Source organism: Nostoc sp. DSM 114161 (genome assembly GCF_052692665.1).
Genome location: NZ_CP195141.1, coordinates 3,538,845 through 3,563,128, shown reverse-complemented (window position 1 = coordinate 3,563,128; position 24,284 = coordinate 3,538,845). Strand labels below are relative to the sequence as shown.

Sequence of the window (24,284 nt, the reverse complement as noted above, 5' to 3'; positions counted from 1 at the left end):
ATTCTACCCATAAAGCGATAGAGTTTTAATAAGAAAGAAGATTTAATAATAATTTCGCCCATCAAGGGGGTTAGCGTAGCAGTACAAGTCCGGTTTGAAAGCAATATTCGCCCAAAAGTCGCACAAAATAACTTTCCTGTATTCTGACTCCTGAGTTCTGAATTCTTCTTAATAAATTATGGATATCATTGAAATCCTCAAAGAAGACTATCAAAGATTCCCAGTCAATCAAACTTATAGTATTTATGCTCCAGATGTTTATTTTCAAGACCCATTGAATAAATTTCGGGGAGTCAAACGCTATAAAGTAATGATTAATTTTATTGAAACTTGGTTTTTAAATCCCAAGATGGATTTACATAATATACAACGTTTGGGAAACACAATTAAAACAGAGTGGACGCTCAGTTGGAATACCCCTGTCCCTTGGAAGCCACGTATTTATATTCCTGGTTGGAGTGAATTAACTCTCAATTCTGATGGTTTAATTGTCTCTCATATCGATTATTGGAACTGTTCGCGCCTAGATGTGGTAAAGCAGCATTTTTTCTCTTCAAAAAATTAGGCATCTGGCGAAAACGAATGTAGAGACGTAGCAGTGCTACGTCTCTACAAGGGTTCTGGATAACGTATATTTAATTTCACCAAATATCTATCGATATTGGAAGAATTTAATAGCGGATTACTATTACACTAGAGGCAACAAATAAAGCCATTAATCTTTATGACGGCTGCTAAAAATCCTGAAATATCCGGTGAATTAACTATACATACGGAAGCAGAAGATATTATCATTCCACCTAGTGAGTTATGGAGTGATGAGCCTCCTTTGGAAAGCGATCTGCACCGCGACCAAATCGAACTACTATTAGCTTGTTTAAAGTGGTGGTGGCGTAACCGGACTGATTTTTATGCTACTGGAAATTTAACGATTTATTTTAGTCCGGAGCAGATTACCAAGCGAGACTTTAGAGGCCCAGATTTTTTTGTTGTTTTGGGATGTGAAAATCGCCCCCGTAAAAGTTGGGTTTTATGGGCAGAACAAGGAAAATATCCAAATGTGATTATTGAATTACTTTCTAACAGCACTGCCAAAGTTGACAAAGGTCTGAAGTTTGAACTTTACCAAGAGACTTTTCGCACGCCGGAATATTTTTGGTTTCACCCCGATACTTTGGAGTTTAAAGGCTTTCGTTTAGTGGGTGGTAAGTATCAACCTTTGGAAGCAAATGCTGATGGTTGGTTGTGGAGTCAGCAACTAGAGTTATTCTTAGGAATTTATGAGTCAAAATTACGGTTTTTCAACGCGGATAAGCAGTTAATAGCGACTCCAGAAGAAAGGGCGCAAGTAGCAGAACGAGAAGCTGAGGCTGAACGACAACAGAGGGAACTTGTACAGCAGCAAGTGGAACAACTCAAAGCTAGATTGAAGGGGTTGGGGGTTGATACTGAACAGTTAGAGTAGTGCGTCACTGCGAAAATTTGTGTTTGTAGCACATTTCAAGGAAAGTCAAGTACACCATCTAGTAGTAGCTGGACTGACTGAAAGTCTCTTCTCATTCTGAATTCTGACTTCTGACTTGTGCTGTAAATATTGAGTTTAGCGATCGCTCTATTCAACCTACAACTTATGATAAATAATAAATTCAACTTCAAAGTGCGATCGCAATGACTGATAAAGAACTCAAACATCTAATTGAGAGTAATGCTAAAACAGTCCAAGCTATGTTGGATGAAATCAGTGAAGCCCGACAGGAACGCCAAGAACTCCGAGAAGGAATGATCCAACTTCAAAATGCAGTGGCACAATTAACCAACATACAAGATAAGATAACTAATTTACTAGTCGCTGTTGATGGCGATCGACCCACAATTCTCAAAAAACTTTCAGCAATTGAAACAAAGCTCGATCTGCTATTACAGCAAAACCCAACAGATGAGTTAAGGTAAATACAGCAGATATTAGGTTAGTTTTTGGTTTTGACTTACCGCCTCCTACCGTATTTCCCTAATCCACTACTATATAAATAGCAGTCAATATCGCAATATAGCTGGATTATCCCTTGTATTTATTATTGAACTGTTCGCGCTTAAACGTGCTGAAGCAGCATTTATTTTCCTTAAACAGCCGATAATTGTAAATAAATGTAAAAAATCCTCAGGCAGGAAAGAACCATCCATGCGTGTAATTTTAATGACTGGGAAAGGCGGTGTAGGTAAAACTTCCGTTGCTGCTGCAACTGGACTCCGTTGTGCAGAATTAGGCTATCAGACGTTGGTGTTAAGTACAGATCCCGCTCACTCTTTGGCAGACAGTTTTGATTTGGAAATGGGACATGTACCCCGAAAAATTCGCCCAAATTTGTGGGGTGCAGAATTAGACGCGCTGCAAGAACTAGAGGGAAACTGGGGTGCGGTGAAACGTTACATTACCCAAGTTTTACAAGCCAGAGGTTTAGAAGGGGTACAAGCGGAAGAATTGGCAATTTTACCAGGTATGGATGAGATTTTTGGCTTGGTAAGGATGAAACGCCACTACGATGAAGGCGAGTTTGATGTCTTGATTATCGACTCAGCCCCCACCGGCACAGCACTGCGCTTGCTGAGTTTACCAGAAGTCGGCGGTTGGTATATGCGCCGTTTTTACAAACCCTTTCAAAATATCTCGGTAGCACTTAGACCTTTGGTCGAACCCTTTTTTAAACCAATTGCTGGTTTTTCGCTACCAGATAAAGAGGTAATGGATGCGCCTTATGAGTTTTACGAACAAATTGAAGCTCTAGAAAAAGTATTAACAGATAATACTCAAACCTCAGTGCGTCTTGTGACTAATCCCGAAAAAATGGTGATTAAAGAGTCTCTCCGCGCCCATGCTTATTTGAGTTTATATAATGTTGCCACAGATTTAGTTGTGGCAAATCGCATCATTCCAAGCGAAGTAAAAGACCCATTCTTTCAACGTTGGAAGGAAAATCAGGAGCAGTATCGCCAAGAAATTCATGATAATTTCCACCCTTTACCAGTAAAAGAAGTTCCGCTTTTTTCTGAGGAGATGTGCGGATTGGCTGCATTAGAACGGTTGAAGGAAACCCTTTATAAAGATGAAGATCCAACTCAAGTTTATTACCAAGAAACGACTATTCGAGTCATACAAGAGAAAAATCAATACAGTTTAGAACTTTATTTACCTGGCATTCCTAAAAACCAGGTTCAACTGAGTAAAACTGGTGACGAATTAAATATTACTATTGGCAATCATCGACGTAACTTAGTTTTGCCGCAAGCCTTAGCAGCACTACAACCAGCAGGAGCAAAGATGGAAAATGACTATCTAAAAATTAGCTTTGCACCAATGTAAGATTTTAATTTTGTTGAGACATAAACGATCAACAAAAACTTAAAACTAAAAAGCAAACATCTTTTCTAATATCGGAAATAGACGCAAGTAAAATTGCGTCTTTCTTTTAATTTTTTATGAATTTAGTTAGTGATTTGCCGTAGTTTTACTGAAGACAAATTGATGAAATTAATTCAAAAATATCATTAGATTTAAGAATAAAGAATTCAGAAGCCCTGTTAGCGGCTCGTGAATCAATAAAGGAGTTTAAGTGTCCCACTGATTACATTCTGAATTCTGTTAGCGCAGCGGGGCGCAGCCATTCTGAATTCTCTTTTAATCATGATGTATTTCCAAATTATTAATTGAAGATATTATCAGCAATGACCTCGAACTCTGAGCAAGATTGGCGGGAAACTCGCCATGAAGAAACTTTACTCCACCGGATTACAAACCGTATCCGGCGAAGTTTAGAATTAGAAGATATTATCACAGTCACAACAGCAGAGGTGCGATCGCTACTGCAAACTGACAGAGTGATGATTTACAAATTTCATCCCGATGGTAGCGGTCAGGTCATTGCTGAGTCTATCTACAACAATCGTTTACCGTCGCTACTAGGACTAAATTTCCCTGCTGATGATATTCCACCCGCCGCCCGCGAACTCTTTGTTAAATCGCGGGTGCGTTCTGTTGTCAATGTTGATACTCAAGAAATTGGTCAAAGTCACTTATACGATCTGGAAAATGGAGAAACCACGAGAGAGGAAATCTGTTACCGTCCCGTAGACCCTTGCCATATTGAATATTTAAAAGCAATGGGGGTAAAGTCTAGTATGGTAGCCCCTATTCTTTACCAAGATAGACTCTGGGGACTGTTGGTGTCTCATAATTCCCAGGCGCGTTTGGTTTTAGAATCGGAAATAGAAGCATTACAAATAGTAGTCGATCAACTCTCAGTGGCGATCGCTCAAAGTACCCTCTTGGCTCAAGTCCGCAAAACAGCCGCACAAGAAGCGATCGTTAACCGCATTGCTAGCCTGCTACATTCACTACCGACAATTGTATTGCAGCCAGCCCTCGAAGCTGCTGTTGCCGCCTTTGATGGTGCTGGTGGTCGGCTTTGCATTAGAAGTGCAGCTTTTGATTACCACAATGGTAGCGTCGCCAGCTTTACAGAATGCTTAATCCCTGGAAATACTTGTATAAAACTGTATACCTGCGGTCAGCAACCTGTAGTACCAGGACAAACCATATATCCACTCATAGAGCAGTATAGTGCTTGGCAGGAACGCTTCAATTCCTCTGGAGAATATGATGTTTGGCCGATTTTAGATATTTATCAAACTCCAGGCTGGCGAAGTTTGCAAGTTGCTTTTGAACCAACTAAAATTCGCAGTATGCTGGTGATTCCACTCCACTATCGTCAGCAGTTGTTGGGTTATTTAAGTATTTTCCGTAACGAAATAGATACCGAAACCCTGTGGGCGGGACAGTATGACAGCGACCAGAGGCAATTATACCCCCGGCGATCTTTTGAAGCTTGGCGCGAATCTAAAAAAGCACAGTTGCAGCCGTGGACGCCAGAAGAAATTGAACTGGCTAGAAACCTCGGTAAACACTTCGCTTCCGCAGTTCAGCAGTATGAATTGTACCAACAAGTACAAGTCTTCAATGAAAATTTAGAACATCAAGTTAAAAGACGCACAATCGAATTACAACGCACAGCCGAACAACAACAAGCTGTGTTTAAAGTTATTGCCGAGATTCGTGAATCTTTGGACACAGACACAATTTTTCAAACAACTACTAAAGAAGTTTGTCAATTAATCAAAGCCGATCGCGTTTCTGTTTATCGTTTTGATGCTGATTGGGGTGGCGAATTTGTCGGAGATTTCGAGGCTTCTAGTCCATACTGGTCGAATGAATCCGATCTAGGCATTAATACCATTTGGAATGACACCTACTTACAAGATACACACGGAGGACGCTACCGCAACAATGAAACATTTGCAGTCGATGACATCTACAAAATCGGGTTTACTCAATGTCATATCGACAATTTAGAGCAGTTTCAAATTTACGCTTTTGTACTTGCACCGATCTTTGTTGGTCAAAAGCTTTGGGGCTTACTGGCAACTTATCAACACACTGGTCCTCGTCAATGGAAAGCCCCAGAAGTTCACTTTCTCAGTCAGATTGCGGCTCAAATGGGGGTAGCACTCCAGCAAGCTGAATTACTTACTCAGACACGAGAACAGGCGTTAGATTTGCAACAAGCAGCAGAACAACAACGGGTATTGTTTGAAGTTGTTGCCAAAGTTAGAGAATCTCTGGATTTAGATGCGATTTTTCAGACAACTACTCAAGAAATCTGTAAATCAATACAAGCGGATCGAGTTGCAGTTTACCGCTTCCAAGCTGATTGGAGTGGCGAATACATTGCTGAGTTTGTGAATGAAGGTTGGATAAAGTTAGTAAATCCTGGTACTAATATAATTTGGCGAGATAGCTACTTGCAGCAAACCCAAGGTGGGCGATATCGCCATAATGAAACCTTTGTAGTTGATAATATTTATGAAGCGAATCACTCTGAATGTCACGTTGGGGCTTTAGAGGAAATTCAAGCAAAAGCCTATGCTATCGCCCCAATTTTCATTAGGCAGAAACTTTGGGGTTTGCTAGCAGCTTACCAAAACTCTGAACCCCGTCACTGGGAAACTTCAGAAATTCAGTTTATTACTCAAATTGCCAATCAGCTTGGGGTTGCACTCCAACAAATCGAATTGCTCAATCAAACTAAAGAGCAGAAAGAAAAATTGGCTCAAGCTTTGGAGGATTTAAAGCAAACTCAAACCCAACTGATTCAGACAGAAAAAATGTCTTCATTGGGTCAATTGGTAGCTGGTGTTGCTCACGAAATTAATAACCCAGTGAACTTTATTTATGGCAACATTAATCATGTCAGCGAATATGCCCATGATTTGCTGGGAATTCTAGATTTATATTTGCAAAACTGCCCTAACCCCGACCCACAAATTCGCGATCGCGCAGAAGAAATAGACTTAGAATTTTTGACTGAGGATTTGCCGAAAACTCTCTCTTCAATGAAAATTGGTATCGATCGCATCCGGCAAATTGTTTCGGGTTTGCGGAATTTTTCTCGCCTTGACCAAGCAGAAAAAAAACCAGTTGATATCCATGAGGGTATTGATAGCACCTTGCTAATTTTGCAGCATCGCTTGAAAGCAAAACCAGAAAGTCCGGCAATTAAATTAGTCAAAGAGTATGGTCAGCTTCCTTTAGTGGAATGCTATGCCGGGCCGTTGAACCAAGTATTTATGAATGTTTTAAGCAATGCGATCGATGCTTTAGAAGAATATAGAGATACATCTAAAACTCATACCAGTCAAATTACCATTACTACTACTGTTGGGGAAATAGAAGGTAATATCAAGAGTGTAGTAGTTCGCATAAAAGACAACGGCCCAGGAATACCCGAAGACCTGAAAGTAAGAATCTGCGATCCATTTTTTACTACTAAACCAGTAGGAAAGGGCACTGGTTTAGGGTTATCAATTAGTTATCAAATCGTTGTTGAAAAACACAGCGGTGTATTTAAATGCGATTCGCAACCAGGATTAGGTACAGAGTTTTGGATTGAAATTCCGATAAAACAAATTAGCAAATAGTACCATCAAGTTTCGGAGATTGGCAAGCAATTTTTTAAAATTGGATTATTGTAAATAAATATATTGCAAGAAAACTATACATCTGGTGAAAAAGAATGTAGAGACGTAGCAATGCTACGTCTCTACGACGATTTCAGGTAACTACCTATTAGGTTGGCCTCAAAACCGACTGCTAGAGTGAATTTTAATCCTCAAGATAGATGATTTAAATTTTAAAACCTATCTTAGGACAAATAGAATATAACTTAACCGAGACGATAATATATCTGAACAAGTAAAAATCACTTTAATAAGAGCAAATATATGTTGAGTATACTTTGGGGCGTTGTTGTTGTGCTGGTTGCTTTTTGGGCATTAGGATTGGTACTTCATATTGCCGGAAATTTAATTCATGCGGTATTGCTTGTAGCTATTGCACTGGCTATTTACAATTTTCTCAAAACGCGTGATGTGTAAATTAAGAAATTACAACATCGTTTTTGAATTAATTCTCTGTGTTTATAGACTAGTTGAGAGATTAACTTTCAGTTTTGCTTGTGGCTGGCGATCGCCAGCCACAATTACAGCGCTTTTCATTTGGATGGAATACATACTTGAATACTAAATTATCGTAAGGGCACAACAATGTTCATTGGTGTCAACTTAACCTGAAACCCTGGTGAAAACCTAATAAGCGAGTTCTACTCACTTACCATCAAGATCCGCGTTACCCCACCCCGGTTTTGCTGGCGCAAAACCTCCCCTCCCCTTAGCAAGGGGAGGGGTTGGGGGTGGGGTAAAATGCCTGTGGGATAAGCGTTTGAGCTTAAGTGGACACCAATGAACATTGTTGTGCCCCTACTGTGGTCTTCTATTCAACTGCAAATTGCTGTAATTGCCAAGATTTTCAATCAATTTTAACTTCTTAGTTGCACTGGCATCGCTAAATAAGTCATTTTCAAACCACCCAGTGGCGTAAAAATCACTGGAGTTAGACTTTGATTCAAATGCATTTGAATTTCGGAAGATGGTAATTCTTTTAAGCCTTCCATTAAATATTTAATATTAAAAGCAATTTCTATATTTTCCCCAGAAATTTGTGCTGGCATTGGCTCTCTACCACTACCCACATCTTGAGCTTCACAAGATAAAACAATTTCTTGGGCTTCGCTATCAATGCTGAGTTTGACAATATTATTTTTCTGGTCTGCTAGCACAGCAATTCGCTCTAAGGTGCTGATGAATTGTCGCCGTTCTATTGTGACTTGTCGTTCAAATTGACGCGGAATCAGTTGTCGATAGGTGGGATATTGCCCTTCTAATGTGCGACTAGTCAAGCGTTGATTCTGCCATTCAAACACGACTTGACCTCGATCTAAATGTAAAGCTACAGTTTCATCAGATGAGGCGTTGTGAGCTAGCATTCGTTGTAGTTCGCGTAATGCTCTAGCTGGGACTGTGACTTCTAATTGGCTAGTTCCATCTAGAGGACGCTCGTTGCTCGTTTCTACTACTGCTAGGCGATGTCCGTCGGTAGCTGCAAATTCTAAAGTATCTTGTTTAACTGTTAAATGCACTCCCGTAAGTACTTGTTTGGTTTCATCAGCACTGGTGGCAAATAATGAACCCCGTAATCCCTCGATTAATGCAGTGGTGGTGAGATGGATTACTTCTGTATTTTCAATTATAGGTAGTTCCGGAAATTCTTCTGGAGTCATTGCTCGTACTTCATAATATCCACTCTTGGGTGTGATTGTTACACTCACACCTTCCCCACTTGATGTTGGACTAGTGGCGTCCGAGCCATCATCGAGAGTAATTTCTCCCTCTGGAAGACGAGAAATGATATCTACAAGTATCTTAGCAGGAAGGGCGATCGCTCCTCCTTCCCATACCTCAGCATTAAAGCTAGTACGGATACCCAAGCTCAAATCAAATGCTGTTAAGCTTACTTGGTTAGTTTCTGCATCCGCTTGTAACAGCACATTGGCAAGTATCGGATGAGTCGGTCGTGAAGGCACAGCACGACTGACGAGTGAGAGGTTTGTACTGAGGTCGCTTTGGGCGCAAACTAATTTCATAAGTCAGATCCAGCTGGTGAAAAAATATCCTAACATTCATCCACAATAAAGAATTTAGAATCCAGAATTCAGGATTCAGACAGAATTACTCATCCCTACTCAAAAGTTATCGCCCTGATAAATTAGCAGTAAGCTATTTTAGGGCGTTTTTCATAATTTAGTATGGCAAGTATTAACGACAACTACCTGAAACTGAAAGCAGGTTATCTGTTTCCAGAAATTGCTCGGCGGGTGAATGCTTTTGCCGAAGCTAATCCTGATGCTAAAATCATCAGGTTGGGCATTGGTGATGTTACTGAACCTCTGCCAGAAGCTTGCCGGACAGCGATGATTAAAGCTGTCCAAGAAATGGGCGATCGCAATACCTTCAAAGGCTACGGCCCAGAACAAGGCTATGCTTGGTTGCGAGAAAAAATTGCTGCTCAAGATTTCCAAGCACGGGGAGCCGAAATCGATGCATCGGAAATTTTTATCTCCGATGGTTCTAAGTGCGATACCGGCAATATTCTGGAAATCTTTGGTCATGACAACACTATAGCCGTTACCGACCCCGTTTATCCCGTATACGTAGATACTAATGTTATGGCGGGAAATACAGGGAATGCTAACGATAAAGGCGAGTTTGAAGGTTTAGTTTATCTACCGATTTCTGCTGATAACAACTTTACCGCCGAGATTCCCTCAAAGAAAGTCGATTTAATTTATCTCTGCTTTCCCAATAATCCTACTGGCGCAACTGCTACAAAGGAATATTTAAAGGCATGGGTGGACTACGCCAAAGCTAATAACTCAATTATTTTCTTTGATGCAGCCTACGAAGCTTACATTACCGATGCATCGCTTCCCCATTCAATTTATGAAATTGAAGGTGCAAGAGAAGTTGCGATCGAATTTCGGTCTTTCTCCAAGAATGCAGGCTTTACAGGAACTCGTTGCGCGTTAACTGTGGTACCGAAGACACTTACAGCCAAAGCCGCCGATGGTTCTGATGTCGAACTGTGGAAACTGTGGAATCGTCGCCAGTCTACCAAATTTAATGGCGTTTCTTACATCGTCCAACGGGGAGCCGAGGCGGTTTACTCCCCAGAAGGACAAGCACAAATCAAAGAATTGGTTAGTTTCTATTTAGAAAACGCCAAAATTATCCGCGAGAAACTCACAGCTGCGGGATTATCAGTTTACGGTGGCGTGAATGCACCTTACGTTTGGGTGAAAACGCCTAATGGTTTATCCAGTTGGGAATTCTTCGATAAATTGCTGCAAACCGTCAACGTTGTGGGAACACCCGGTTCTGGCTTTGGCGCTGCGGGTGAAGGCTACTTTAGGATTTCCGCGTTCAATAGCCGCGAGAATGTCGAAGAAGCGATGAAACGCATTACTGAGAAGTTTAAAGTGTAGAGCGATCGCTTTTAGCTGCTTTTGTTAAACTCATTCTATTAGTAAAGGTTACGGTGGGGTATATTATCCACCGCAACCTGATAGGTAAATATTGAGATTTAGCTTACTTATATTTTGGTTATGACTGCTGCCATTCCCGTTGTCAAACCTGTTAGCCAGATGCAATTGTCGCCTGGTAGCACTGTAACTATTCCTGATGTTAGCTGGGAAGAATTTGAATCTATTTTGCAAGAATTGGAAGCAATGATTTAGTAAATGGGCAAGTAGACATCGATCGTTTCCCCCAATTAATCGATCGTATTAAAATTGATGCTACAAAATCAATGAGGACTCAACGGAATATCTGAATTCTGATTCAGTAGGGAGTATTTTGAGCAATTGCATACTTATCTTTCTATTTCCCAATCCTCAAACTGTAATCCTGGCACACGGCTAAATTCATCTACATTATGAGTTACTAAAATAAGATTATTTGCTAAAGCGATCGCTGCAATTTGTAAATCATAAGGGCCAATGGGAGTTCCTAAGTTAGCCAGGTGAGAGCGGATATCGCCAAATATTTCTGCTGCAATATCATCAAACGGCAAAGAAATAAATCTATTCAAAAACTCTTTTTGTAAAGCTAGATTGCGAGTTGGATTATTACTTCTCTTTGCCCCATAAAATAATTCAGCTTTAACAGTAGAACAAACAACAATATTTAAATCACTGTGGCTTTCTAGCCTGCGCCGTAAACTCAGATTTCTACCATTAAGATAAATAATACAAGCGTTCGTATCTAAAAGATAAATCATTCTAACGCTTCTCTTTCTTCATAATCTCCTTGAGGATGTCTCATAATTGGGTCATCTGCTAAACAACCATAAGTCTTATCAATAAACTCATGCCATTCTAATTGAGTTAATTTTTCGTCCTCTAAAGAAGCAGTTTGTTTTTTTATAGGTTTCAATGTCACTGTGACTTCTAATTCAGTTTCTTTCATTTCTAGAGGGATATCTAGATGTAACACTCCGTCTTCGCCTACATAAGAACGTATTTTGATACTTTCCATACTCTAACTCCCTATTATTTGATTAAATATAGCATCTCAGTTCTTAGTCTTAAAGTTTGATAAATAGTCTTCAGCACATCTGAAGTGATGGCATTTTGCTTTTGACCGAATTTAATATTTATTTCTCTGAGAAACTAACAATAATACAGATGCGATCGCCAACAAGCTCCCAACAATAAATGTTGCCTTTGCTCCCAGTGTTTCCCACAATCCACCAGCTAAGAAACTAGCAGGTAAAAGTGCTATTCCTATAGCCAAATTGAGAAATCCAAAAGCGGTGCCGCGCAGATTTGCAGGTATGCTATTTGCTACTAGCGCCAACAGCAATCCTTTGCTCATACCCAAGTGCAAACCATAAAGGGCAAACAATCCCCAAACTTGCCAAGGTGCTTGTACGAAGGCGAAGCCCAGATAAACTAAAGCGTATAGGAGAAATCCGCTTACCAGTAACCCAAATTTACCGAAGCGATCGGAAAGTATTCCTATTGGGTAGGCGCTGAAGGAATAAGCCATATTCATCACTACAAATGTCAACGGTATCAGTGAAGCAGAGATGCCTATTTGTTCGGCTCGCAGCAACAAAAACGCATTGCTGGAGTTGCCTAAATTGAATAGCAGCGCCACTGCTACAAGTACCCAATATTTTTCACCTAAGCTGCGTAAAGCTTGCCATTGCAAAGGATTGCTTCGCTTGGCTTCGGTTTCATTTGTTCGCGGTTCGCTGACTCCCACTGTTAATAAAGCCACCGCCAAGAAACCTGGGATGAGTGCTAGCCAAAAAACCAGGCGAAAGTTGTTTGCAAAAGCAGCCATCAAGGCAAATGCTATTAAAGGCCCCAAGAATGCGCCGATAGTATCGAGAGATTGACGCAATCCGTAGGCTGCACCGCGTACCTCTGATGTAGTAGAATCAGCAACTAAAGCATCGCGGGGTGCGACTCGGATACCTTTGCCAAAGCGATCGCCAAATCGCGCTATCAACACCCCAGTTGGACTGGTAGCTACAGCAAATAGAGGTTTAACAAAGGTAGATAACCCATATCCAAACACCGCTAAACCTTTGCGATGTCCCAAGTAATCGCTCAATACTCCCGAAAAGACTTTCAAAACTGAAGCTGTTGCTTCCGCAATCCCTTCAATAATGCCGACAGTCAACACATTCGCGCCTAAAGCTGACACCAGAAATAACGGTAACAGCGAATTAATCATCTCGGAGCTTATATCTGTCAGCAGACTGACGAACCCCAACACCCAAACGGTACGGGGAATTTCCTGAAAAAATTTATTTTGTAGCTGCATATTGCGTGTTTCTCTGACAAATGTCATTGTATCGAGTAACAATGCCATTGCATCGAGTCACAATGCTATTGCATCGAGTCACAATGCCATTGCATCGAGTCACAATGCTATTGCATCAAGTAACAATGCCATTGCATCGAGTGACAATGCCATTGCATCTAATGGCAATGCTATTGCATCGAGTCACAATGCCATTGCATCAAGTGACAATGCCATTACATCGAGTAGCAATGCCATTGCATTGAGTCACAATGCCAGCGAACAGTCAACGGTTAACAAATTTAAGTAGATTATTTATTTTTTCAAGTTCCCTAAGGACAAGCTATCGACTCACAACCTTTATGACTACGCACCCGAAAGTTTAGAATAGCAATATCTGATACGCCTGGGCGAAGTTATGGTGTCATCATCAGAAACTAATTACCAGCCTGTTGAAAATTCTCAAACAAAACTAGATAAGTTTTTAGTTTGCGGGTTAGGAAGTTTGGGTCAGCATTGTGTTGCTATCCTCAAAGAGTATGGTGCTGTTGTTAGTGCGATCGATTTAGAACAACCTAAAAATTTGCAAATCCGAAATTTATTAAATTTATTAGAAAATTTATTTATTGGAGATTGCCGTGAGGCGAGTGTTTTAGAACAAGCAAATATTAGTCAGTGCCGAACTATAATTTTAGCCACTGGTAATGAAAGAGTAAATATAGAAGCTGCCTTTGCGGCGCGGCTTTTAAATCCTCAAGTTCGTTTAGTGATACGTTCTGACAAACAAAATCTCAATCAACTTTTAAGTCAGACTCTTGGTAATTTTATTGCCTTTGAGCCGAATCAAATTTCTGCTTCTGGCTTTGCTGTTGCAGCCCTTGGAGACGATCATCTTGGCTATTTCCAATTGGAAGAACACCAATTTCGGGTAGTCAAGCATCAAATTCAAATGCACGATCGCTGGTGCAATCAACTGCATATACACGAACTAAATACTCAACATCGTAGGGTATTACATCACACTAACGCTTCATCTATCTTACCTAAAGAATTTCATCAATGGGAACCAGAAGCAAAATTACGTCCAGACGATACCATTATTTATATTGAAGTTAAAGAGCAACTTCAGAGTTTAAAAAAAGTTGCTATTAAGCGTCAGCATAATTGGCAGCAGTTATGGCAAGAAGTTGCTTTCGGCAAAGTCTGGAATAATTTCAAACATAAAATTCCATATTTGTGGCGAAAATTACATAGTTATCAAAGTTTGCGGGTGGCAATAATTTGCGGACTTACAATACTTTTTCTTTGGTGTCTTGGAACAATTATTTATATCTTAAATTATCCTGAAAGTAATATAGTAGAAGCATTTTATGGTACTGCTGTCTTACTTTTAGGAGGATACGGAGATTTATTTGGCGACATTAATTTTAAAACCCCACCAGAAAAAGCAGAACATATCCCTGGATGGTTGCGATTGTTTAGCCTGGGACTAACTTTAACTGGTGTAGGCTTTGTTGGGGTGTTATATGCATTGCTTACTGATGCTCTCTTAAGTTCCAGGTTTCAATTTTTCAAGAGTTACCAACCATTAATACCCGTAAAAAACCATGTTGTATTGATTGGATTAAATCGAGTTGGTCAAAGAGTTGCAGCTTTATTAGAAGAATTCAAACAACCTCTGGTGGGTATTAGTAACACAGCACTGGACGCCGATTTTTTCCACAAAATACCACTAATTATTGATAATATTACCGATGCTCTAGGCAGAGTAAATCTAGCTAATAGTAAAAGTGTCGTTGTAGTTACAGACGATGACATGGAGAATTTAGAAATAGCTTTGATGGTACACGCTCAAAGTCCTACAACTCGTGTAATTATTCGGACTTACGACCGAAATTTTCGCGATAATGTCGCACGGTTATTTCCTTATGCTCAAGTAATTTGCACCTCTGCTATTTCCGCAGAAGTTTTTGCGGCTGCGGCTTTCGGAGAAAATATTCTCAGTTTGTTTAACTTTGATAGTCAAACTATTTTGGTAGTCGAGTACGCCATTGAAGCTGGCGATACACTCAACGGATTACTCTTGGCTGAGGTTGCCTATGGTTATGGAGTTGTGCCAATTTTATACCAAAGTTTCAAGCGATCGCCAGTCAAGTTAATGCCTTCTGATAATATACAACTTGCTGTTGGCGATCGCCTCATCGTTCTAGCCAATACTAATAGCCTTCAGCGCATTGAGCGAGGCGAAATGTATAACAGAACTTGGCAAGTAGAAATCGAAAAAGCGTTAGTTCAAGATGCTATTTTTGATGGCGCTAACGAAATAAGTATAATTTCAGGATGCAGCATCGGCACAGCGAGAAAATTGATGGATAATTTGCCTGGACAACTACCAAAAGCATTATATAAACAACAAGCTTTGCGCCTAGTGCGGAGACTCACTAAATTAAGGGTTACAGCTCGGTTGAAACCCTTTTCTGATAACTGAAGAAGAATGCAGAATTCAGAATCAACAGTGCGGATGATTTAATTATGAATTCTTTTTTGGAAAATTAATATTGTCAGTTATTCAGAAAATGTACCACTACAGACAGATGCAATTTCTTATTGCATTCTATTATATTTTAGGAAAAATAAATAATACAAAATCACAATTGGTGAAGACTTCACTAAGAAAGCAAAAAGTCGAAGCTAAGGCTTCGAGTTTACAACACTCATCCAAGATTCCGACTTTAATTCCTCCTGAATTCTGACTCCTGAATTCTGAATCCTTCTTTATAAATTGCAGGGTAAAAACCGTACATATTGGATAGGTTTTCTGCATCCTACTATCTAATTCTAGCTGGATACAATCAAAGTGTGGCTTAATGAATGCTGTTTTCTAGAAAAACCATACAGCATTAGCAGGAGAGCAAAAATATGGGAAATCAATTCAAAACAGCTGCTTTGCTAGCTGCACTAAGTGGTCTTTTGATCGCGATTAGTTACTGGGTAATTGGTGGTACTACTGGCTTGTTAATTGGAATCGGCTTAGCAGCAGTAACAAATCTGTTTTCCTGGTATCAATCAGATAAAATTGCCCTTGCAGTATATCAGGCGCAACCTGTAAGTGAAAGGGAAGCACCGGGACTTTATCGAATGGTAGAAAAGTTGTCTCGTCGTGCGAATATTCCTACACCGAGAGTTTATATTGTTCCTAGTGAAACTGCTAACGCCTTCGCTACAGGACGCGATCCAGAACACGCTGCTGTTGCTGTTACCGAAGGGATTTTGAATATATTACCAGAGGACGAACTCGAAGGCGTTATTGCCCACGAACTCACACATATTATTAATCGTGATACCCTCACACAAGCGGTTGCTGCTACAGTAGCTGGTGCGATTTCATTCCTAGCACAAATGGTGAGTTACAGCCTTTGGTTCGGCGGTGGTTCGCGAGACAACGACAGAGGTGGAAATCCTTTGGGTGTTTTATTAACAGTAATGCTTGCGCCATTAGCAGCAACAATTATTCAACTGGCAATTTCACGCACAAGAGAATTTTCTGCTGATGCCGGTTCTGCTAAATTAACTGGTAATCCCCGCGCTTTAGCTAGAGCTTTACAAAGGCTAGAAGCTACAGCCAGACAGATGCCTTTAAATGCTAATCCAGCTTTCGAGCCATTATTAATTATTAATTCAATCTCTGGACAATTTTTGGGTAACTTATTCTCCAGTCACCCTGCTACGGAAGCGCGAGTTGCGGCATTACTAAAATTAGAACAACAGTCATTAGTCATTGGTCATTAGTCATTGGTCATTGGTCATTGGTCATTGGTCATTGGTTATTAGTAACTGACATGTGACAAATGACAAATGACAACTGACAAATGACAACTGACAAATGACAAAGCTTTGTAATTAAGGAGGTTTTAAAGATGACTTATAACAACATCGAATCCGTTGAAGCTACATTTGTTGAATCTACTGAAACTACAGTAATTGTAGAAATCAGTTCTCAAACTGATGAATTAGTGGAAATTGAAATGGCTGGTGAAAGTGATGAAGTAAAGCGCGAAACCAAAGCACTGATTGAGGCTCTAAGAAGACGCGCTCAAACTGAGGCTGATTCCGCAGGTACTCTCACTCACGAAACCTATTTAAATACTGTGCGTCGAGCAAGAGAATTGATTGAAGGAAGGAAAGTTATAGAACGCGATCGCCTTCAATTAGAAAATGCTTGGGTGGTGATTCAAGACGAAGCCCAAAGAAATTGGTACTTAATGATGAAAGATTTAGTAGACTTTAATTATCGCCTACAAAAGGCTGCTAAAGCTGCTTGGGAAGCTTTTAATCACCCTTATTCTCAAAATTAAATAGATAATGCGATCGCAGATTAATTTAGGGTAGCACAGCTAACTGTGCTACCCTATTGTGTTTTAGTATTAATCTACGAAAAAACTCCGATTTAAAGTTTGCTCTAAAGCTTTCGACCACTTACAAAAAAAGTCAGATTTTCATACCAAGATCCTTGCTCGGTTGCTTCTGCTTCAATTTTTTGACGATATTCTGCTTTCAATTCTACCATTTGCTCTGAGGAAACCTTTAATAAAGGATTTTCTCTAGGATGAAACCATCCTCCATTCCATTCTCCCGCTTGGTCTAGATTACGATAGTAACCTAGTTGTTGAATCTTCACTTCAATATTTTCAAAACCAGCTTCTGCAAGCAGGTGGTGGCATTTTTCAGGTGTACCTGTTGGCTCATTAATACTCGTCAGTGAAATGCCATGTTTGCCACAAATTTCAATAATCAGTGGCGTTCCACAAGATTCTTCAGAGCAACAAGAAAAACCGACGATTCCTCCTGGTTTCAGGTAACGATACCATTTCCGTAGAGCGGCAGGAATATCTTTAAAATATACTATTGCTGTAGAACAAAGAATAATATCAAAACTTTCATCATTAAAGTCAATATACTCAGCATCGGCTTCTATTAGTTCAATGTTTTGTAAGCCTAATTCTGTAATTTTTTGTTGTGCTTGAGCTAACATTCCTGAAGAAAAATCCACTCCAATTACTTTTCCTTCAGAACCGATAAGTTGTGCAGCAGTAATGGCAATGATACCTGTACCTGTTGCCATATCCAATACTTTTTGTCCTTTTTGCAGTGGGACTAAATCTAGTAAAGGAAGAGCGCGATGAATTGTGCGATCGTTATCGTAGGTAGTTCTGCTATCAAAAAAATCAATTACTTTTTTCTTGTACTGTTGCTCGTATTGGTTATTTGGCATAATGTTATTGCTTTTTACTGATTCAGTATCAGAATACATGACCAGTAAAGCTATTGTCTATTTCGTTAATAGGAACCCTAGCAATTGAGCAGCATCGGTCATTAATTTATTTTCGTTAGCACTTGGCGATCGCTCAATTTGTTAAGTTGATTTACTCAACACAATCATATATTTTTGTGTGTAACTCTAGGTTACAAAAATCAAGAAGGTGGGAATTACCCACCTAGCTAATTTATCAATAACGGTAACACAAAGGATAAAAGTTAAAAGTAAATGAAATCCTGGGCGGATAGTTCATTCCTTTTCCCTTTACCCTTTAACCTTTTCCCCTTTTTTATCCTTTCACACACATAACTTGCTTTAGCGTTGCTACAACTTCAACCAAATCTGCTTGATTTGCCATCACTTGTTCTATCGGTTTATAAGCACCAGGAATTTCATCCAAAACCCCGCTATCTTTTCGGCATTCTACCCCTTGAGTTTGCTCAATCAAATCATCAAGTGTATAGACATTTTTTGCCTTATTTCTAGACAATAAACGGCCTGCACCATGAGAACAAGAACAAAAGCTGTGGGCATTACCTTTACCTTTAACAATGAAAGACTTTGCCCCCATTGAACCAGGGATAATGCCATAATCTTCTGTTTGGGCGCGGACTGCACCTTTACGAGTAACGTAAACATCCTCGTCAAAATGCACTTCTTTTTCGGCGTAATTGTGATGACAATTCACCTCTAATAAAGGTTTAGTAGCCTTTCCACCTGCAACATGCTTCTCGACTATGTGCTTAAAACGCGCCATCATCACATCGCGGTTGACACGCGCATACTCTTGCGCCCATTGTAAATCGTGCCAGTATGCTTGAAATTCTGGCGTACCAGCGACAAAGTAAGCCAAATCGGGATCTGGTAATTTCTCACCTGCCATCTTGGCTAATTCCTTGGCTGTGTTAATGTGACACTGAGCTAGATTATTGCCAATGTGGCGCGAACCAGAATGCAACATTAACCAAACTTGATTCTCTGTATCGAGACACACTTCAATAAAATGATTCCCTCCACCCAGAGAACCCATTTGTTTCATCGCTTTGCTTTGGATGTCTTGTACGCCGCGATGCAAGTCTTTAAAATCATTCCAGCCTTGCCAATTGGTGACAGGTTTTTCAACATCTTTGTTTTCGTTAAATCCTGTAGGAATTGCTGCTTCAATATCCAAGCGGATTTTTTTGAGTTTACCTTCCAATTGTTCGCCAGTAAATGGCGTTTTGATAGCGCACATCCCGCAACCAATATCCACCCCCACAGCAGCAGGGATAATTGCTTCTTTGGTGGCAATTACAGAACCGACTAAAGCGCCTTTACCTAAATGAACATCTGGCATTAAAGCTAGGTGTTTAAATACAAATGGCAGCGATGCCACATTCTTTGCCATCTTGGTTTCTTCTGCCCCCAAAGCGTGATTCGCCCAAGATAAAACGGGTGCTGGTGTAGTAATTTCTAACTTTTCGTAGGGCATAATTTTCTAATTTTGGATTTTCAATTTTAGTTTTTAAATTGGTAATTTGGCATCAGGTAGGTAGGAGGTAGGAGGCACGGGGCAGGGGGAGGACAGCAAATTCCTCAGTCAACATTATTAATGCCCAGCTTACAAATACCATTTTGTATTATAAGTGTAGTATGTTTCGGTTTTAAGCGTCAGCCCGATCGCCACAAAATGAAAATATGTATTAAAATTTGTAAAGAAAATGACTCTAATTAAAACAGTCTTTACACTTGGTGATATACCTATGGCAGTGCGTCAAGATACAATCTGGGAACGTTTTTTATCGCCTGTAGCGCGTTTTTTCATTGATGAAGATGGGTTGCGGCGTTATCAACAGAGTATTGATTGGGAGAAAGAAAGCGATCGCTTTCGCCGAGCTGATGTCATAATTCCATCGTACTACAGCAGCCAAAATTTTCACGGAATTAAGGGCGGATATCTCACCTCCGATGCAGCAGTTACTTACGATCCCATAACCCAATATGTTCTGCCGCCTAGCGAAAGTGTTGTTCGTCAGGCTTTAATTGATGCTGTGAAGGTGAAACCACGACGCATACTCGATTTAGGTTGCGGTACGGGTACCACTACTTTAATGTTAAAACAGGCTTTTCCCGAAGCTGAAGTTATTGGTTTGGATTTATCACCTTATATGTTGGTAAGGGCAGAAGATAAAAGCCGAACTGCTGGTTTAGATATAGTCTGGCGACATGGGAATGCTGAGAAAACCGGTTTGAGTGATGCTTCGTTTGATTTGGTGATAGCTTCTTTACTATTTCACGAAATACCAGATGCAGTATCATTAGCAATTTTGCGAGAAAGCTTCCGGTTGCTGGTAACTGGAGGACAAGTGTTAATTCAAGATGGCAATCAAAAGACTCTGCGTCAATTAGAATGGCTCAATGACCTTTTTGAAGAACCATATATTCGTGAATATGCCAATGGTAGCGTTGAAGCGAATATGGGTGCAGCAGGATTTGAAGCAGTGCGAACTCAAGATGTTTGGTGGATAAATCAGGTAACTAGCGGCATTAAACCCATAACATCCGAAAATATCCGTCAATATAGTGCAAGTTCAATAGACACCACAATAGATAATAATAATTTGGAGGAACTTGGATCGCCAGCTTTTGGCATAATCGCATGAGTTTAAAGGCAGTTCTCTTTGATTTTAATGGTGTCATCATTAACGATGAGCGCATCCACCTGCAACTGATTGATGAGATTCTCATTCAAGAAAATCTCCAGCCGCAGCGGGTTGATGAGCGTCAAGCTTCTTTGGGACGCACCGATAGCGCTTGTTTTACTCAACTATTCGCCAATCGTGGTAGAGTCGTTACCGAAAAATATTTAACTCAACTGCTGCACCGCAAAGCCGAAGCTTACGCACTAGAACTGGAAAAAATAGAGAAACTGCCTTTATATCCAGGTGTAGAAGACTTGATATTTAAAGTGCGATCGCGCAATCTGAAATTAGGATTAGTCAGCGGTGCTATTCGCAAAGAAATAGAACTGGTACTCAATCGGGTTAAACTGACCGAACATTTTAAAATTATTGTGGCGGGTGATGACATCACTACCAGTAAACCAGAACCCGATGGTTATCTACTGGCGGTGAAAAAGTTGAACCAAGAATATCCGGAATTGAATCTGCAACCCCAAGAGTGTCTAGCAATTGAAGATACACCAGCTGGTATTCAAGCAGCAAAGCGATCGCACATGCAAGTTGTGGGTGTAGCGAATACTTACCCCTTCCACATGCTTCAGCGCTGCTGTAACTGGACTGTAGATTATCTCAGCGATTTGGAACTCGAACGCGTCGAGGAAGTTTATTCTCAAAAACAGTCCCAGCCATCAGTAACTGAATGATAAAATATTGATTGGTGAATTGATTACGGGGAATTAGCTCAGTTGGTAGAGCGCTGCGATCGCACCGCAGAGGTCAGGGATTCGAGTTCCCTATTCTCCATATGTCGCTCTACAAATCGGGATGACTGGATTCGAACCAGCGGCCCCTTCGTCCCGAACGAAGTGCGCTACCAAGCTGCGCTACATCCCGCCATAAAAATGGCATTATAAATCTAAAATATCACAAGCTATGCCAAATAACAAAATTACATCTATATGCGATCGCTTCACCAAAGGCTTTGCTTGCTACCATAAAATTTGTATAACTTTAGTGGTAAAAGCGGATTGTGACTGTAAAACCAGACTGGTTGCGGGTGAAAGCACCTCAGCGTGAGCGCATCGGTAACGTTAAAGACATTTTGCGGGATTTAGCCCTCAATACAGTTTGCGAGGAAGCGTCCTGTCCGAATATTGGTGAATGCTTCAACGCTGGTACTGCCACCTTTTTGATTATGGGGCCGGCTTGTACGCGTGCTTGTCCCTACTGCGATATCGATTTTGAGAAAAAACCTAAAGCACTAGACCCCACTGAACCTGCGCGGCTAGCGGAAGCTGTTCGGCGGATGAAACTTAATCATGTGGTAATCACTTCTGTAAACCGAGATGATTTGCCAGATGGCGGTGCATCTCAATTTGTAGGGTGTATTAATGCAGTTCGTAACGTCTCACCCAACACCACAATTGAAGTGCTAATTCCTGACTTGTGCGGTAATTGGGATGCTTTAGAGGTGATTTTACAAGCTGCACCAGAGGTGTTAAACCATAATACGGAAACCGTCCCACGCTTGTATCGCCGGGTGCGTCCTCAAGGAAACTACGATCGCACATTAGAATTATTGCAGCGAACTCGCCAACTTTCTCCTAGCACTTACACTAAATCCGGTATCATGGTTGGACTCGGTGAAACCGATGCCGAAATTCGCCAAGTCATGCAAGACTTACGAACTGTAGATTGCGACATTTTAACAATTGGGCAATACCTCCAACCCAGTCAAAAACACCTGAAAGTAAATGAATTTATCCACCCAGAACAATTTGCTGCTTGGAAGGCATTCGGCGAAGAAATAGGATTTTTACAAATTGTTTCTTCACCATTGACAAGAAGCTCATATCACGCAGAACAAGTCAGGGAATTGATGGAACGTTATCCACGCTCAAAAGTTAGGAGTTAGGAGTTGGGAGTTGGGAGTTGAGAGTTGGAAGTTGGGAGTTAGGAATTATAAAGTTATGAGTGAGCAGATGTACTCCAACTCAAAATTCTCCCTTGCAATTCTGGGTGCGGGTGCTTGGGGTATGGCGCTGGCAAATCTAGCAGCGGCGAATGGTCATGAGGTGCGTCTTTGGTCGCGTCACGGCTCTCAAACTCTTGAAGCAGTATTAAAAGATGTCCAAATAATCCTGTCGGCTATCTCTATGACAGGTGTCAGAGATGTTGCTTGCCAAGTCCACTCTTTTCCCCTTTCTCCAGAAACAATTTTCATCACAGCAACGAAAGGGTTAGACCCCGAAACCACCTGTACCCCGTCGCAAATTTGGCAAACAATATTCCCTAGCCATGCAGTAGTTGTTCTATCAGGGCCGAATTTATCTAAAGAAATTGAACAAGAATTACCAGCAGCAACGGTGGTAGCGAGTAATATTCCCACGGCTGCTGAAGTAGTGCAGTTAGTATTTTCTTCACATCGTTTCCGGGTATATACCAATCTCGATCCCCTTGGTGTAGAACTAGGGGGAACTCTGAAAAATGTGATTGCGATCGCTGCTGGTGTGTGCGATGGTTTACAACTAGGAACTAACGCCAAAGCTGCTTTAGTCACCCGCGGACTTACAGAAATAATTCGCGTCGGTAACGACTGGGGCGCGAAGACGGAAACATTTTATGGTTTATCCGGTCTAGGAGATCTGTTAGCAACCTGCAACAGTCCCTTAAGTCGCAATTACCAAGTCGGCTATCAGCTAGCTGGCGGTAAGACACTCACAGAAATTCTGGCAAATTTACAAGGAACCGCTGAAGGAGTTAACACTTGTCGGGTTTTGATACAACGAGCCAAGCAACAAAACATTGCTGTGCCAATTACCGAGCAAGTTTATCGCTTACTTCAGGGTGATATCACACCCAGACAAGCACTTGATGAACTGATGCTGCGAGATATCAAACCTGAGTATAACTACTAATAAGCAGACACGGCGACGCAGGGAAAGAGCACACGGGGATGCGGGGACGCGGGGACACGGACACCATTGATGATACTGAGGCTTCATAGCAAAAAGTCTCTCAGCGCTGCCTCTTCTTCTGTTTTTGCGTCACCGCGTCTTCTTCCTCCACTAATCAGTTCTTCCAGATCTATTAGTTAAACTTATTCCCAAATAATCCTGAGAAAAAATTGATAAATCGTCAGGATATTACTTTGGTAGCCATGTAAATGTGACTATGACAAATATAAACAAGATATTCACTGAATTATGTTTATACAATGTTACAAAAGTAACTATCAAAAACCATCAAATTTGAAATCTTAACTAAGTAGTTTAGATATTGAAAGCCTTGCTGCGGAATTGAATAGCTATTGGTTCAATCAGAAACTTAGCAGCCGATTAAGTTCAGTAATACTGTATTCAATAAAACCATTACCCTAATTTTATCAAAAAATTAATAGTAATGGAATTCTCTACCGTGTTAGTTCATCGTAAATCACGGGAACAATAGCAACAGTTGAATAGCTGACCGTAATCTTAAGCTGACCCTAA

General features: G+C 40.6%; 22 protein-coding genes and 2 tRNA genes. 17 read left to right on the top strand and 7 right to left on the bottom strand.

Going from position 1 to position 24,284, the window contains the following annotated elements; translation table 11 throughout:
- The first annotated feature begins 178 nt into the window (after nt 1-178).
- From NSTC745_RS15560 to NSTC745_RS15535, 6 genes are all read left to right on the top strand, one after another.
- On the top strand, nt 179-565 hold the full coding sequence (locus NSTC745_RS15560; RefSeq protein WP_445637936.1) for a DUF2358 domain-containing protein: 387 nt from the start codon (nt 179-181) through the stop codon (nt 563-565).
- Nucleotides 566-724: 159 nt separating this feature from the next.
- A complete protein-coding gene (locus tag NSTC745_RS15555) occupies nt 725-1,465 on the top strand; it encodes a Uma2 family endonuclease (RefSeq protein WP_445637935.1) in 741 nt (246 codons plus the stop codon).
- 203 nt (nt 1,466-1,668) lie between these two features.
- Nucleotides 1,669-1,950 carry a hypothetical protein gene (locus NSTC745_RS15550; protein WP_445637934.1) on the top strand — a complete coding sequence of 94 codons (282 nt, stop codon included), beginning with the start codon at nt 1,669-1,671 and terminating at the stop codon, nt 1,948-1,950.
- 229 nt (nt 1,951-2,179) lie between these two features.
- Complete coding sequence (locus tag NSTC745_RS15545; protein ID WP_445637933.1) at nt 2,180-3,358, top strand: TRC40/GET3/ArsA family transport-energizing ATPase; 1,179 nt, start codon at nt 2,180-2,182, stop codon at nt 3,356-3,358.
- 362 nt (nt 3,359-3,720) lie between these two features.
- The gene (locus tag NSTC745_RS15540) at nt 3,721-7,029 is read left to right on the top strand and encodes a GAF domain-containing protein (protein ID WP_445637932.1); all 3,309 of its coding nucleotides are present in this window, start codon (nt 3,721-3,723) and stop codon (nt 7,027-7,029) included.
- A gap of 303 nt (nt 7,030-7,332) precedes the next feature.
- Nucleotides 7,333-7,485, top strand: a complete 153-nt coding sequence (locus tag NSTC745_RS15535) for a lmo0937 family membrane protein (RefSeq protein WP_096539168.1) — start codon at nt 7,333-7,335, stop codon at nt 7,483-7,485.
- 440 nt (nt 7,486-7,925) lie between these two features.
- Here NSTC745_RS15535 and dnaN read toward each other — a convergent pair whose 3' ends face one another.
- Nucleotides 7,926-9,089, bottom strand: coding sequence for a DNA polymerase III subunit beta (dnaN, locus tag NSTC745_RS15530; RefSeq protein ID WP_445637931.1), 1,164 nt, complete (start codon nt 9,087-9,089; stop codon nt 7,926-7,928).
- 162 nt (nt 9,090-9,251) lie between these two features.
- Here dnaN and NSTC745_RS15525 point away from each other — a divergent pair, with 162 nt between their 5' ends.
- Nucleotides 9,252-10,487 carry an LL-diaminopimelate aminotransferase gene (locus tag NSTC745_RS15525; RefSeq protein WP_445637930.1) on the top strand — a complete coding sequence of 412 codons (1,236 nt, stop codon included), beginning with the start codon at nt 9,252-9,254 and terminating at the stop codon, nt 10,485-10,487.
- A 120-nt stretch (nt 10,488-10,607) separates the two neighbouring features.
- Nucleotides 10,608-10,739, top strand: a complete 132-nt coding sequence (locus NSTC745_RS15520; protein ID WP_445637929.1) for a hypothetical protein — start codon at nt 10,608-10,610, stop codon at nt 10,737-10,739.
- A 134-nt stretch (nt 10,740-10,873) separates the two neighbouring features.
- Here the strand turns inward: NSTC745_RS15520 and vapC are convergent, their stop codons facing one another.
- The 3 genes from vapC to NSTC745_RS15505 form a co-directional block, all read right to left on the bottom strand.
- Nucleotides 10,874-11,281: a type II toxin-antitoxin system tRNA(fMet)-specific endonuclease VapC gene (gene vapC, locus NSTC745_RS15515; RefSeq protein WP_445637928.1), complete on the bottom strand. Its 408-nt coding sequence runs from the start codon at nt 11,279-11,281 to the stop codon at nt 10,874-10,876.
- On the bottom strand, nt 11,278-11,538 hold the full coding sequence (locus NSTC745_RS15510) for a hypothetical protein (protein WP_445637927.1): 261 nt from the start codon (nt 11,536-11,538) through the stop codon (nt 11,278-11,280). Before NSTC745_RS15510 ends, vapC begins: the two co-directional genes overlap by 4 nt.
- 111 nt (nt 11,539-11,649) lie before the next feature.
- Entirely contained in the window at nt 11,650-12,837 is a 1,188-nt protein-coding gene (locus NSTC745_RS15505; protein WP_445638616.1) for an MFS transporter, read from the bottom strand.
- A gap of 41 nt (nt 12,838-12,878) precedes the next feature.
- Between NSTC745_RS15505 and NSTC745_RS15500 the strand changes: the two genes are divergently transcribed.
- The 4 genes from NSTC745_RS15500 (at nt 12,879) to NSTC745_RS15485 (ending at nt 17,171) form a co-directional block, all read left to right on the top strand.
- Nucleotides 12,879-13,082 carry a hypothetical protein gene (locus NSTC745_RS15500; RefSeq protein WP_445637926.1) on the top strand — a complete coding sequence of 68 codons (204 nt, stop codon included), beginning with the start codon at nt 12,879-12,881 and terminating at the stop codon, nt 13,080-13,082.
- A gap of 152 nt (nt 13,083-13,234) precedes the next feature.
- Entirely contained in the window at nt 13,235-15,304 is a 2,070-nt protein-coding gene (locus NSTC745_RS15495; protein WP_445637925.1) for a potassium channel family protein, read from the top strand.
- A 431-nt stretch (nt 15,305-15,735) separates the two neighbouring features.
- Nucleotides 15,736-16,605, top strand: a complete 870-nt coding sequence (locus NSTC745_RS15490; protein ID WP_445637924.1) for a zinc metalloprotease HtpX — start codon at nt 15,736-15,738, stop codon at nt 16,603-16,605.
- A 128-nt stretch (nt 16,606-16,733) separates the two neighbouring features.
- Nucleotides 16,734-17,171 carry a hypothetical protein gene (locus NSTC745_RS15485; RefSeq protein ID WP_445637923.1) on the top strand — a complete coding sequence of 146 codons (438 nt, stop codon included), beginning with the start codon at nt 16,734-16,736 and terminating at the stop codon, nt 17,169-17,171.
- Nucleotides 17,172-17,275: 104 nt separating this feature from the next.
- On the opposite strand, the gene NSTC745_RS15480 is transcribed toward NSTC745_RS15485, so the two are convergent.
- Both NSTC745_RS15480 and NSTC745_RS15475 read right to left on the bottom strand, forming a co-directional pair.
- A complete protein-coding gene (locus NSTC745_RS15480; RefSeq protein WP_445637922.1) occupies nt 17,276-18,088 on the bottom strand; it encodes a class I SAM-dependent methyltransferase in 813 nt (270 codons plus the stop codon).
- 334 nt (nt 18,089-18,422) lie between these two features.
- Nucleotides 18,423-19,604 (bottom strand): RtcB family protein, encoded by a 1,182-nt coding sequence (locus NSTC745_RS15475; protein ID WP_445637921.1) that lies wholly within the window; start codon nt 19,602-19,604, stop codon nt 18,423-18,425.
- A gap of 271 nt (nt 19,605-19,875) precedes the next feature.
- On the opposite strand from NSTC745_RS15475, the gene NSTC745_RS15470 reads away from it, so the two are divergent.
- The 3 genes from NSTC745_RS15470 to NSTC745_RS15460 all read left to right on the top strand — a co-directional run bounded on the left by NSTC745_RS15470 (nt 19,876) and on the right by NSTC745_RS15460 (nt 21,597).
- A complete protein-coding gene (locus NSTC745_RS15470; protein WP_445638615.1) occupies nt 19,876-20,775 on the top strand; it encodes a class I SAM-dependent methyltransferase in 900 nt (299 codons plus the stop codon).
- On the top strand, nt 20,772-21,497 hold the full coding sequence (locus tag NSTC745_RS15465; protein ID WP_445637920.1) for an HAD family hydrolase: 726 nt from the start codon (nt 20,772-20,774) through the stop codon (nt 21,495-21,497). The genes NSTC745_RS15470 and NSTC745_RS15465 overlap by 4 nt, the downstream gene beginning before the upstream one ends.
- 27 nt (nt 21,498-21,524) lie before the next feature.
- A tRNA-Ala gene (locus NSTC745_RS15460) sits at nt 21,525-21,597 on the top strand.
- Between the two features lie 16 nt (nt 21,598-21,613).
- Here the strand turns inward: NSTC745_RS15460 and NSTC745_RS15455 are convergent.
- Nucleotides 21,614-21,687, bottom strand: a tRNA-Pro gene (locus NSTC745_RS15455).
- Between the two features lie 136 nt (nt 21,688-21,823).
- On the opposite strand from NSTC745_RS15455, the gene lipA reads away from it, so the two are divergent.
- Entirely contained in the window at nt 21,824-22,708 is an 885-nt protein-coding gene (gene lipA / locus NSTC745_RS15450; protein WP_445637919.1) for a lipoyl synthase, read from the top strand.
- Nucleotides 22,709-22,763: 55 nt separating this feature from the next.
- Nucleotides 22,764-23,711 (top strand): NAD(P)H-dependent glycerol-3-phosphate dehydrogenase, encoded by a 948-nt coding sequence (locus NSTC745_RS15445; RefSeq protein WP_445637918.1) that lies wholly within the window; start codon nt 22,764-22,766, stop codon nt 23,709-23,711.
- Nucleotides 23,712-24,284 lie beyond the last annotated feature (573 nt).